The sequence below is a fragment of the Streptococcus sp. 1004_SSPC genome, assembly GCF_001069025.1.
Taxonomy (GTDB): Bacteria; Bacillota; Bacilli; order Lactobacillales; family Streptococcaceae; genus Streptococcus; species Streptococcus vestibularis.
Genome location: NZ_JWGQ01000126.1, coordinates 78,052 through 89,588 on the forward strand (window position 1 = coordinate 78,052; position 11,537 = coordinate 89,588).

At 40.7% G+C, this 11,537-nt stretch carries 11 protein-coding genes and 4 pseudogenes; 10 read left to right on the forward strand and 5 right to left on the reverse strand.

Going from position 1 to position 11,537, the window contains the following annotated elements; translation table 11 throughout:
• Position 1: 1 nt before the first annotated feature.
• The 3 genes from sufC to mecA all read right to left on the reverse strand — a co-directional run bounded on the left by sufC (position 2) and on the right by mecA (position 2,845).
• On the reverse strand, positions 2-772 hold the full coding sequence (sufC, locus tag ADF62_RS09290) for a Fe-S cluster assembly ATPase SufC (RefSeq protein ID WP_002883600.1): 771 nt from the start codon (positions 770-772) through the stop codon (positions 2-4).
• 162 nt (positions 773-934) lie between these two features.
• Positions 935-2,092: a glycosyltransferase family 4 protein gene (locus ADF62_RS09295; protein WP_048788658.1), complete on the reverse strand. Its 1,158-nt coding sequence runs from the start codon at positions 2,090-2,092 to the stop codon at positions 935-937.
• A 3-nt stretch (positions 2,093-2,095) separates the two neighbouring features.
• Positions 2,096-2,845 carry an adaptor protein MecA gene (gene mecA, locus ADF62_RS09300; RefSeq protein ID WP_003095171.1) on the reverse strand — a complete coding sequence of 250 codons (750 nt, stop codon included), beginning with the start codon at positions 2,843-2,845 and terminating at the stop codon, positions 2,096-2,098.
• 280 nt (positions 2,846-3,125) lie between these two features.
• On the opposite strand from mecA, the gene ADF62_RS10565 reads away from it, so the two are divergent.
• Entirely contained in the window at positions 3,126-3,449 is a 324-nt protein-coding gene (locus ADF62_RS10565; RefSeq protein ID WP_081448742.1) for a DUF3021 family protein, read from the forward strand.
• Here the strand turns inward: ADF62_RS10565 and ADF62_RS11930 are convergent.
• Positions 3,399-4,074 (reverse strand): annotated as a pseudogene (locus tag ADF62_RS11930) (transposase); the annotation flags it as partial. The gene ADF62_RS10565 and the pseudogene ADF62_RS11930 sit on opposite strands and share 51 nt — an antisense overlap.
• On the opposite strand from ADF62_RS11930, the pseudogene ADF62_RS09310 reads away from it, so the two are divergent.
• A pseudogene (locus ADF62_RS09310) lies at positions 4,070-4,532 on the forward strand (DUF1697 domain-containing protein). The pseudogenes ADF62_RS11930 and ADF62_RS09310 overlap by 5 nt on opposite strands.
• A gap of 41 nt (positions 4,533-4,573) precedes the next feature.
• On the opposite strand, the gene ADF62_RS09315 reads toward ADF62_RS09310, so the two are convergent.
• Positions 4,574-5,314, reverse strand: a complete 741-nt coding sequence (locus tag ADF62_RS09315; RefSeq protein ID WP_003098139.1) for a MerR family transcriptional regulator — start codon at positions 5,312-5,314, stop codon at positions 4,574-4,576.
• A 103-nt stretch (positions 5,315-5,417) separates the two neighbouring features.
• On the opposite strand from ADF62_RS09315, the pseudogene ADF62_RS10575 reads away from it, so the two are divergent.
• The 8 genes and pseudogenes from ADF62_RS10575 to ADF62_RS10585 form a co-directional block, all read left to right on the forward strand.
• Positions 5,418-5,721: pseudogene (locus ADF62_RS10575) on the forward strand (sodium-dependent transporter); the annotation flags it as partial.
• 177 nt (positions 5,722-5,898) lie between these two features.
• A complete protein-coding gene (locus ADF62_RS09325; protein WP_003098143.1) occupies positions 5,899-6,465 on the forward strand; it encodes a TetR/AcrR family transcriptional regulator in 567 nt (188 codons plus the stop codon).
• 184 nt (positions 6,466-6,649) lie between these two features.
• Positions 6,650-7,000 carry a hypothetical protein gene (locus ADF62_RS09330; protein ID WP_003098145.1) on the forward strand — a complete coding sequence of 117 codons (351 nt, stop codon included), beginning with the start codon at positions 6,650-6,652 and terminating at the stop codon, positions 6,998-7,000.
• A gap of 9 nt (positions 7,001-7,009) precedes the next feature.
• Positions 7,010-7,356: pseudogene (locus ADF62_RS09335) on the forward strand (NrdI protein).
• Between the two features lie 194 nt (positions 7,357-7,550).
• On the forward strand, positions 7,551-7,682 hold the full coding sequence (locus ADF62_RS11725) for a hypothetical protein (protein ID WP_003098148.1): 132 nt from the start codon (positions 7,551-7,553) through the stop codon (positions 7,680-7,682).
• 530 nt (positions 7,683-8,212) lie between these two features.
• Entirely contained in the window at positions 8,213-8,992 is a 780-nt protein-coding gene (locus tag ADF62_RS09340; RefSeq protein ID WP_003098149.1) for an ABC transporter ATP-binding protein, read from the forward strand.
• Entirely contained in the window at positions 8,973-10,976 is a 2,004-nt protein-coding gene (locus tag ADF62_RS09345) for an ABC transporter permease (RefSeq protein WP_003098150.1), read from the forward strand. Before ADF62_RS09340 ends, ADF62_RS09345 begins: the two co-directional genes overlap by 20 nt.
• Before the next feature lie 151 nt (positions 10,977-11,127).
• Positions 11,128-11,537: ATP-binding cassette domain-containing protein (locus tag ADF62_RS10585; RefSeq protein WP_152901343.1), on the forward strand; the 410-nt coding region annotated here is incomplete at its 3' end.

An 11,537-nucleotide genomic window follows, 5' to 3' on the forward strand; every position in this document is an offset into this window, starting at 1 on the left:
CTTACGCTTCTTCGTGGTACTCGTAACCGAGCTCTTCAGCGATTTTCGCATAACCTTCTTGCTCAAGACGAGCAGCCAATTCAGGGCCACCTGAAAGAACCACTTTACCTTCCATCATTACGTGTACAACATCTGGAGTGATGTAGTTCAAGAGACGTTGATAGTGAGTGATAATCATAGCACCAAAGCCTTCACCACGCATAGCGTTAACCCCTTTTGAAACCACTTTAAGAGCATCAATATCAAGACCTGAGTCAATCTCGTCAAGAAGAGCAAACTTAGGTTCCAACATAAGCAACTGAAGAATTTCGTTACGTTTCTTCTCACCACCTGAGAAACCTTCGTTAAGGTAACGCTCAGCCATTTCTTCACGCATACCAAGTAATTCCATCTTTTCATCCAATTTAGTGATGAAATCAAGGACAGAAATCTTTTCGTCATCTTCTTTACCAGCATTCATAGCCGCACGGATAAACTCAGCATTTGTAATCCCTGGGATTTCAGCTGGATATTGCATAGCAAGGAAAAGACCTAGGCGTGCACGTTCATCAACTTCCAAGTCAAGGATACTTTCACCATCAAAAAGGATGTCCCCTTCTGTGATTTCATAATTTGGGTTACCCATGATAGCAGCCGAAAGGGTAGATTTACCAGTTCCGTTAGGACCCATAATAGCAGCAATCTCACCAGTTTTAAGAGTCAAATTAAGACCCTTCAAGATTTCTTTATCTTCAACAGAAACATGAAGATTTTTGATTTCAAGTACAGACATTGTATACTCCTTTTTCCATATATACAGCAAGCAGGTGCTCGCTAATTTGCATTATTTTTTTGAAAATAGTCTTGCTATTTTCTGGAAAATAAAAAGAGAACTTCCATTTTCCTTAATTAGAATCATTATAACAAAAAAGCCATTGCTTGGCTTTTCAAATGTTTATTTTTTTCGACCTTGCTTCCATTTCAACATGATTGCTTGGCGATAATCACTATTCCCGATAAATTTTAGGAAATTGAAGAGAGGTGTTCGACCAACGCCCCAAATCTCAAGCCCTTCAATCAGAATTTCCATTCCCAAAATCAAACTCAGAAGTAAGAGAATACCACCGAGACGACTGGAAACATTTAATAAGAGGGCAATCAATGAAAAGAGGATAGCGATGGCATAAACCACCAGAACTGCTCCTCGATGAGTGAACCCCATAGCTAAAAGACGATGATGCAAATGCATCTTATCAGCTTCCATAGCTGAGCGCCCTGACAACTTACGGCGGACAATAGCCACCACTGTGTCAACAATAGGCACTCCAAGGATAATAACAGGTGACAAAATAGCCACTGCTGTCGCATTTTTCAACCCTTGTAATGACAAGACACCAATCATAAAGCCAATAAAGAGCGCCCCTGTATCACCTAGATAGATAATCGCTGGATGATAATTGTAAGGGAAAAATCCCATAATGGCAGCCACTAAGACAAAGATGGTCATGGTCAAAAAAATATCAGTATCATAGAGGAAGAAATAAGAAATCACCCCCATAGTCATCAGGGAAATGATAGAAACTCCTCCAACCAATCCATCCAAACCATCAATCAGATTAATGGCATTGGTGATAGCCGCAATCCATAACACTGTTAGAATAAAGGTCAAGACTGGTCCAAACTGAATCATGGGCCCGCCAAAAGGTATCTTAAAGCTATCAAATTGAAAATCCGTAAAAGCCCAAACAATGACAGCTCCCATAACAATACCGAGCATCTTAGGCAAAGGTTTTAATTCAAAGATATCATCAATGAAACCTGTCAATGCCACAATAGCACCACCCCCAACAACCGGTAGGATGTATCTTAAATAAGAAATATGCCAGACATCCTTCTGAATAATCATAGGCATAAATACCAAGGTCGCCAGTACAAAGGCCAAGAAAATAGCTAGACCACCAGCACTCGGCATTGGCTTTTTATTGATACGTCTTGCATTTGGATGATCAACCGCTCCGACTCGAAAGGCCAAAGAGCGCACCAGTGGAGTTCCCACAATGGCAATCAAAAATGTCCCAATCAAGACAAAGATATAATTAATGGTCCAAGGCATGTCCTAGCTCCATTTCGTTGCTTGTAATACCGATAAGGCGTCCTCTTCCATCAAGATTGTTGCATGCTCTTGTAGATAGGGACGTGTTCGGTCTGCCACATTCGCATATTCAAGAAAACGCGCATACATATTGTTCGCGTAATAGTCAGGCTCATCAGCCAAGTAAAGAAGGATAGTCATATAGTAGATATCACCAAGTTTATAAAGTTCAGAACCTTCCACTGGCACATCCTTCAAACCTTGCGTAAAGGTTACTACTTGATCAAAGTCAGAGAAAGCCAAGACATAGTGAGTATAATCTTCACGAATAGTTTCCTCAGCCACTTCCTTAGCCGGCTCTGTCATAGTCTTATCAACCTCTTCCAAGGCCTTTTCAATCTCTTCGAGCTTATGGTGAGCTTCAATATCTCCCTTGTCCATAAAGTTACCCTCAAGAGCTTTGAGGAATTCTTCTGGAGAAAGTCCTGAATAGTCATCCATATCTGACAAATCATTGAAATCAAGGTCTTCCTTAAGGTCTGATTTAGTCACAAAAACATCCACACGATCCTTGCGTGGCGTGACACGGAAGCTCAGCATCCCACTATTTTTAAAGTTATCAGGCAAGTCCAACTCATCCATGACAGTATAGAAAAATTCCTCTGTTTTTTCCTGGGGAATCAAGAAATCTTTCAGCTCCATACCATGTTCTTCAAGATCTTCCATGGTAATCATGATTTTTAGAGTTGTCTCGCTTATTTGTTTCATTTCCATATGTAAAAACCTCGCACGAGTAGTTATTTCATTATACTAGAAAAGCAAAGAGATAGCAATTTCTGAGCAAGTTTAGGTCTTATTTTAGGAAGCTTTTCTAAAAATTCTCTAATGCTAGCAAAGACCTGATTTTTCCTATTTATAGCCGTCATCTATCCTAGAAAGGAGTACAATAAAGGTGAATATATAGTTGGATGTGATGACCATGACTGCCTATAAAAAAGATGGATTCGAGCTAGCATTGCTGAAGGGATAACGAGTTTTTTGACGCTCTCTCTACTTGTCAGGGCAACCTCATCACGTAAACAAATCTACCTTTCTTACGGGAATAATCGTTGCCATCATTCTGGCAACTGCCCCCATTTACGATGATAACCGTTTGTCACTCACACAACAAACACTCCTTCACTTCTCAATCATGTACGTTAGCATCCTTCCAATTCTCTGTTTATCCGGATGGTATCCCTTGCATAATGTCATAGACTTCTTGAAAATCCTAGCGAGTTTCTTAGCTTGCGGACTGGTCCTTTGGACACTAGCTTATCTTATCTTTTTTCAAGTTTTGATAGCGTTCGTTCATATACAGTCCCTTTTGAGGGGCTGATTCAGGTTCATCAGCGTAGTAAACCTTGATTTCCTGTTGAAAGTCTGCCTGTGTTTTCTGATGTTTGATATGGTGAAAACGATAACACCAGCCGTCAGGATGTGTGTAGCTATCCTCCTTGTCATCATAGTGCCAATTTCCTAAGTTTCTAGCTGACTGTTTATCCCCTCTCTTCTGTTCCTGATCAAACATGGCATACTTAATCAGATACTTCACCTCCTTTTCATCTAAACGAAGGAGGTTCTCTTCACTTCCATACCCAGCATCTGCGACAACTGTCTTCAATTCATGCGGATAGGTTTCAAGTAAGGGGAGAAGAGTCTTGGTGTCTGTCGGATTTGAGAAGACATCATAGTGAAGAACAAATTGATTTTCAGTAGCGATTTGAAGATTGTAGCCAGGTTTGAGTTGGCCATTCTTCATATGGTCTTCTTTCATCCGCATAAAAGTGGCATCTGGATCAGTTTTGGAAAAGCTGTTACGCCCTTCAAATGTCTCCTGATAGCTCTCATATTTTTCAGCACGTACTGAAAAATCCTCCTTGACTTTACGCAAGACTTTCTTGAGTTTCCGACGGCTGGGTTTTACGTTCATCCTTCCCTTTAAAGGGTGTCTCCTCAATGTCTTACCTAGCAGATATCTTGACAGAAGCTGGTTTTCAACAAGTTCGAACTTATATTCAAAGTGAAAATATCATTCTTGAAAGTGACTTAGCCCTAAAAGAAATACGAGAACAGGTTCATGCTCTAATAAAGGAAAAAATTGGTACTGACTTAAAAATGGTAATCAAGAATAAAAGTGATTTTACAAAAATTGTCCAAGAAAACCCGTTTGGAGAACACTATCTTTATGACCGTATACACGTAATTTTTTACCAAGAATCTATTCAAAGTCTCCCTTTAGAAAAATTAATTACGGTGAATAAGAAATTTGTATCGGTAACCATTGTATTTACCCCTATCTCCCTAGAACTACAAAACAAAAGAAACTTAATACCAACTATCTTGAAAAGCTTTTTAATATATTAATGTAGATTTGACTATGCGAAAACTGAATGTAGTAGAAAAATTATTAAGCAAGTAGTATTTGAATTTAGAAAAAATCGGAAGAATACTCCTCCGATTTTATTTTGATTGAGTTTGGACATACTGTGCAATGACATCTGATGTGTACTGGGATGTACCAGGTCCAAACTTGTCAATATTTTCCTTGAACTCTGGGTTGTAGACGTAGCCTTTACCGATATGTCCGAAGACTTCAATAGAGCAGTCAAATCCATAAGTACGAATGGCTTGCAAGAGCTTGGCAGCTTGCTCTTGGTTTTCAGTTGCTGTTACTGGCAGACCAGCTTGAAGGTTTTGTGCCAAGGATTGAAAAACTTGGTTAAAGGCAACCGTAGACTCATCTTCACGACCTTTTTGGCGTTCTAGGGCTTGGTCCATGACTTCTTGACCATATTTTTCTACCGCTTCTTGGTGGTATTTTTGATTGTCTTGGTAACTAAATCCAGTGAATTTTTCTTCAATAGTCATTTTTCTTTCTCCTTTTTGATCTTGAATGGTTTTTTTCAAGGTGGAAATCAAGGTATCCAGATGTTGCCTTTCTCGAGTCAAACACTCCAACTGCTTAGTCAAATGAGGCAACAAGTCAGTCCTTTCTTCCTTTAATAGCTCTGCTATTTTTTCTAAAGAAAAGCCTAGATATTTATAGTAAAGAATGACCTGAAGGCGTTCCAAATCCTCTTTACTATAGGTTCGATAGCCGTTCTCTGACTTTAAAGGGATCAGGAGTCCTATCTTATCGTAGTGGTGCAGGGTCTTGACAGAGACACCTGAAAGCTGCGCAGCTTCTTTGATATGGTACATGATTTCCTCCTTACAAGGATAGTATAAACCCTCCCCTTAGGTTAGAGTCAAGTTTTTTTGCGAAAAAATTTTAACTTTTTGGCAAAGGTGTGAAAACTTGAAAATGGTTTTCTTGACAGACCTCAGAAAACATGATGGGATAGTCAAGTCTAGCAATCAAACAGAAGGCTCATAAAGAGCCATTGAGAGAAGGCTATTTGACAACTCAAGCAGCCTTTTCTTATTCTAAAAAAGGAGATTGGAGTTTAACTATGTCAAAAAAATCGCAATGGGGCTCGAAACTTGGCTTTATTCTAGCATCTGCTGGCTCAGCCATCGGGCTTGGTGCCGTTTGGAAGTTTCCCTACATGACTGCTGCCAACGGTGGGGGAGATTTTTTACTGGTCTTTCTCATTTCCACTATTGTATCCAAGACGCAAGCAAGTTTAACGAGACCTTGCTTGTTTTTATTTAACAAAGGCGCTATTTTCTCAAACTGCCATCCTCCTTTCAAAATACTATTTAGACCGTTTTTGACAAAGATTTTTAAAGTGTTATAATATGAATGAATAGAAATTTTAATTCATTCACAAAAGGAGAAGGTCATGGACAAAAAAGCTGAATTATTGGCTGAGGCTAGGCAGGTGTTTGCTGAGAAGGGCTATAAAAAGACGAATATTTCAGATATTACCAAGCGTGTCGTCATGGCCGTTGGCTCCTTTTATAAGTATTATGAGTCCAAGGAAGCTATTTTTTTAGAGGTTTATGTAGCGGAGAATAACCGCATACGTGAGGAAACCATGCAGCGTGTAGATTGGCAAGGTGAACCTGAGGCAGTCGTTGAACAGCTTTTTGCAGTCACTTTTGAGTTGATTTCGCCTAATAAAATTTTGGCTGAGTGGAGCAAACCGGGGATTTCTCAGATCTTGCACGACTACTATAATCAGGATGCTGGTCGCGCGGCCAATGCTTTTCATCAGTTTCTGATTCAGACTTTCAGCCAGCGCTTGCAGGAGAAGGGCTTTTCACAGGAGGAAGTCGCCCAAATCATGAAGGCTTACGATTTGATATACTACATTGACATGCATGTTACAGAGCAGGATTTTCCAGGCTATTTTGAGAGTATCGAGACCTTGGTGAAATATTTTTTAAAGGGAATTTTTTCAAAATAATAAAAGTTCCTTTTCTTGAAGATTTGTATGAATGAACTATTTTAAATATTCATTCATATTAAAAAAAGGTGATTGATATGTCAGACACTTTAAAAATAGAAGGGAGATGAATCCGATTAAACAAGAAAAAAGTAATTCTTTTTTTAAATGAATCATGCATTCAGAATAGGAAGTGAGGAAAATAATGAGCAAACAAGGAGGATATACGATGAGTGGGATGACTATTTTGGGTATCTGTATGATAGTAATAGGTATTTTGATTGTTTCCTATGGTGGAGTGACGGTTGGTTTTAGTTTTAGTTTGGACTTTCAGAGCTTTTTATTGGGTGGGTTGATTGTTGCCCTTCTTGGGATGGCTTTGATTCCAGATTTTCCGCTTGCTTATAAAGTAGGTGGCTTGGCTTTAGTAAGCTTATTATCTATTGTCTATATTCATAGTATGCCAAATGATTTTGAGTTTATGATGAAACTTATTGCGGATGTAGTAATCTTAGGGCTTTCAACTTGGATTATGATGTTGTTTTTGAGAAAGTAGGAGAAAGATATGATTGTTGTCTATGATTCTAATACAGGAGTTGGCAAACGGTTTGCAGAATCGTTGGGCTACCCGACACAAAGCATCAAGGAAAAGTTGGAAGAACCCTGTATTCTCATTACTCGAAATGCATGGGCTGGGAAAATTCCTTGGTCAAGCAAACGCTTCATCAAGAAATACTCAAACCTGATTAAAGGTTTTGTCAATAATGGGGATTCGGTTAAGCATGTCGGACCTTTTGCGGGGCGACAGCTTTGATTATCGACAAATATGGGCTACCGCACATCTGCGATATTGACCGAGGTGACAAGGAAGCGGACATCAAACTTGTGCAGGAATACTTGGCTAAACTCTAAGTACGGATTATTTGTATGATAAATCTCTCGGAAAGGATGGGTGATAATGACTCATCCTTTTAAGATGACAAAAATGTAAGTTTAAAGCTTAAAATGAAAAGTTATTCGATGGTAGCGAGACGGGGAATTTTGTATCATATAGGTGTAAGGAAAAACAAATCAAAAATAATATCCAAATAAAAGGAGGCCCCACTATGAAAACAAATCTCTTCAACCATAAACAAAAGACACCAATGGCGCAGAAGATTTCCAAAGAAGAAATCGAAAAAAACAGACTGGGCTGTGCATCAGTCCAGTATTATTTCTGGCTACAATATAGTCATTAAGAGGCTGATGCAGTAAAGGTGGTGGGATGAGAGTGGAACAGAAATCGGTAATTCGTTAGAATTCGATTTCGTCGTCCCACCTCCGAACAGTTGAGTAGGGCTGTAAAAGCTGATGAAATCAGCCTAGTAGAGCCCACTCAACCACTGCGTCTTGCTCGACAATCCAAAGACGATTGAGAGGCTAGGACTTTTGTTCCAGGCTCCGTCCCGCCACCTTTTGCCCAAATGGAACTGAAAGTTTAGAGAGGCCCACTTGCAAAGCAAGCCAAATCATACAGCCAGCTCCCTCTAAGTGAACATCAGATTTTAACTGGAAGAACGCTAAGTGACAAAAATGTAAGATTAGCGTCCCAAATGAAAGATTAGCCTATGAAAACTTATCGGGCTTTTCGGTGTGATAATTGTATCATTTTTAGTTTGCTTTCAGTAGGGGGTAGCAGCTCAGGTAAACTTAGAGCAGAGCTAGCTAATAAAGTATTGAAAGATAAGCTAAATAACCATTTTACACATAAATAAAAAGAGGTTCAAGTATGACATTATTAGACGTACAACACGTAAAAAAAATTTATAAAACCCGCTTTCAGGGCAGCCAAGTAGAGGCACTGAAGGACATTCACTTTACGGTAGAAAAAGGCGAGTATGTGGCCATCATGGGAGAATCAGGCTCCGGGAAGTCCACCCTGCTCAACATCCTGGCCATACTGGACAAGCCGACTGAAGGACGCGTCTTTCTCAACGGAACTGATACGGCAACCATCAAAAATAGTCAGGCTTCTAGCTTCCGACGGGAGAAATTAGGCTTTGTCTTTCAGGACTTCAACTTGCTAGACACCCTGTCGGTCAAGGATAATATTCTCCTGCCGCTGGTTCTCTCTCGTCGTCCCATTACTGAGATGATGCAAAAGCTAGTCACGACCTGCAATGAGCTGGGGATTAACAAGCTACAAGAGAAGTTTCCTTATGAGATTTCCGGTGGTCAGAAGCAACGGGTGGCAGTAGCACGCGCCATTATCACAGAGCCTGAGATTTTGCTGGCGGATGAGCCTACAGGAGCTTTGGATTCCAAATCTTCAGCTGCTCTCTTGGATGTCTTTGACGACATCAATGACCAGGGCCAGACCATTCTCATGGTGACCCACTCGACTTCAGCTGCCAGTCGGGCCAAGCGGGTGCTCTTTATCAAGGACGGGATTCTTTACAATCAAATTTTCCGCGGCAACAAGACCGAGCGGCAGATGTTCCAAGAGATTTCTGATACATTGACGGTCATGGCAAGTGAGGTGGGCGACTATGTTCAAACTAACGAGTAAACTAGCTTTGTCCAATCTGGTTAAAAATCGCAGTTTGTATTATCCATTTGCTTTGGCGACGGTACTGGCAACAGCGATTTTGTATAGTTTTGTCTCACTGGCTCATAGCCCCAACATGGAGACCTCTTATGGTGGTACAGCAGCTCGCATGACCTTGCAGTTTGGTATCCATGTCATTCAGATTGCCGTACTTATCCTCATCACCTATGCCAATAGCTTCGTCATGAAAAACCGCTCTCGAGAGTTGGGAGTCTATAGTCTGCTGGGCATGGAGAAAAAGCATCTGCTAGTCATGACCTTCTTTGAGCTCTGTGTCTTTTATCTAGCTACAGTTGGTCTGGGTATCTTGTCTGGCCTAGCTTTAGATAAGATGCTCTACGCAGTCCTTTTGAAATTGATGGGAATGCCGGCAGTTCTTGCCTCGACCTTCCAATGGCAGAACGTCTGGATGACTCTAATTAGTCTGGGTATTGCTTTTGCGGTGATTTTGTTGCTTAACTCTACGCGTCTTCTACGCTATAGCTCTCTTAATCTAATGAAAGAAAAGAAAGCCGGCGAGAAGAAGGGACGCTTCCTTTTGCTGCAAACCTTGCTGGGGCTCCTGCTCATGGGTGTAGCTTATTATATGGCTTTGACCGTTACCAAACCTGTCGCTGCTATCGGCAATTTCTTTATAGCTGTGATTATGGTTATCCTAGCAACTTATCTGCTTTTTAATGCAGGTTCGATTACACTATTGCAATTTCTCAAAAAGCGCAAAGGCTACTACTATAAAACGCAGAATTTCATTTCTGTTTCCAATCTTATCTCGCGGATGCGCAAAAATGCAGCAGGCTTGGCAACTATTTCCATCTTGTCCACCATGCTGCTGGTGACTTTAGTTGGTACAATCAATATCTATGTTGGAGGTCAGGATTATATTACTACCTTGCATCCAAAGGATTACAATGTCAGCATTGTCTTGCCGAAATCAACTGATCAGAAGGAGGCTCTGTTGGACAAGGTCCAGCAAGTCGCTCAGGAAACAGGTCTGAAGAAGCCTAACTATACTGCCTATCTTTACCAATCATCCTTCATCATGAAACTGGCCGGAAATGATATCACTGTTCCAATGCAAGGCGAGCTGGATTCGAATCCAAGTATCTTGACCAAGAAGTCTGCTGGCACGATTACGGTCATCAATCGTCAAGATTATGAAAAAATGACAGGGAAAAAGCTAGACTTGGCAGACGATGAAACTCTTGTCTATGGAAAAAATGTTTCCTTAAATAAGGACCAGCCTCTCCGAGTGAATGGCAAGGACTGGAAAATTAAGCAGATTTTACCGTCGAATTTCACGCATGGGAAAATCCCTAATCCAAACGATGTAGCCATGGAGCAGGGGCTCTATATGGTGGTCAATGATAGTAAAGCGGTTGGTCTTGATGCAGCTCATCACTATTACATTGGAGTTGCTTCAGAGACTAAGGACAGTAAAAAGTTTGTCGAGCAAGTCCAGCTGGAGTTGAGAGACTCTTTGGATCAGGACCAGGCCCAAGATGGTAGCTACGCAATGGCCAGTGACCGTCATAGCGCAGAAAAGAGCTATCAGGAACTTACTGGAACCTTGCTTTTCATCGGTCTCTTCCTTTCCGTTATCTTCCTTCTAGGAGCTGTTCTTGTGATTTACTACAAGCAAATCTCTGAAGGATATGAAGACCGCGATGGCTTTATCATTTTGCAAAAGGTTGGTCTAGATGAAAAGCAGACTAGAAGTACCATTCGCAAGCAAATCTTGACTGTCTTCTTCCTACCTCTCATCTTTGCTTTTCTACATGTAGCAGCGGTCTTTCATATGCTGCGCTTGATTGTTGCCCTATTGGGTGTGACCAATCTTCCTCTCTTAATCCAGACAACACTTGCGACTTGCGGCGTCTTCCTCCTGACCTATATTTTAGTATTCTTACTAACTTCCCGCAGTTACCGCAAGATTGTCGCCCGCTAAGAGCAAATCCCCGACCTCTAGGTCAGGGATTTTTTGGTGTCTGGAATTTTACCACTCATCTCTCTCATTTTACCGCTTGTCCAAAAAGCCGAGATTTTTCAATAAAGACTTGCTATCATAGTTTCAGAAGTTAAGGACAGGAGAAAATATCATGTTAGTAGAAACGAAAAATCTAACCAAAGTTTATGGCGATAAGATGGCAGTCAATAGCCTCGATATTCAGATTGAGAGAGGAAGTTTTACAGCTATTCTAAGCCCTAATGGAGCGGGCAAGTCGACAACCATTCAGATGTTGATTGGACTTTTACAGCCAACATCAGGACAAATCATTTATGCAGAAGAAACCAAGAGGAACAACTTTGTTGCACTTGACTTGACAATTAGGGAAAATGAAAGGTTATTCGATGGTAGCGGGACGGGGAATTTTATATCATATAGGTGTAAGGAAAAACAAATCAAAAATCAATATCCAAATAAAAGGAGGCCCACTATGAAAATAAATCTCTTCAACCATAAACAAAAGACACCAATGGCGCAGAAGATTTCCAAAGAAGAAATCGA

Bases quoted from the DNA above. Each gene is read 5' to 3' on its own strand.
- sufC (WP_002883600.1), bottom strand. From the start codon at position 772: ATGTCTGTACTTGAAATCAAAAATCTTCATGTTTCTGTTGAAGATAAA.
- ADF62_RS09295 (WP_048788658.1), bottom strand. From the start codon at position 2,092: ATGCCTTGGACCATTAATTATATCTTTGTCTTGATTGGGACATTTTTG.
- mecA (WP_003095171.1), bottom strand. From the start codon at position 2,845: ATGGAAATGAAACAAATAAGCGAGACAACTCTAAAAATCATGATTACC.
- ADF62_RS09315 (WP_003098139.1), bottom strand. From the start codon at position 5,314: ATGTACCATATCAAAGAAGCTGCGCAGCTTTCAGGTGTCTCTGTCAAG.
- ADF62_RS09325 (WP_003098143.1), top strand. From the start codon at position 5,899: ATGGACAAAAAAGCTGAATTATTGGCTGAGGCTAGGCAGGTGTTTGCT.
- ADF62_RS09330 (WP_003098145.1), top strand. From the start codon at position 6,650: ATGAGCAAACAAGGAGGATATACGATGAGTGGGATGACTATTTTGGGT.
- ADF62_RS11725 (WP_003098148.1), top strand. From the start codon at position 7,551: ATGAAAACAAATCTCTTCAACCATAAACAAAAGACACCAATGGCGCAG.
- ADF62_RS09340 (WP_003098149.1), top strand. From the start codon at position 8,213: ATGACATTATTAGACGTACAACACGTAAAAAAAATTTATAAAACCCGC.
- ADF62_RS09345 (WP_003098150.1), top strand. From the start codon at position 8,973: ATGTTCAAACTAACGAGTAAACTAGCTTTGTCCAATCTGGTTAAAAAT.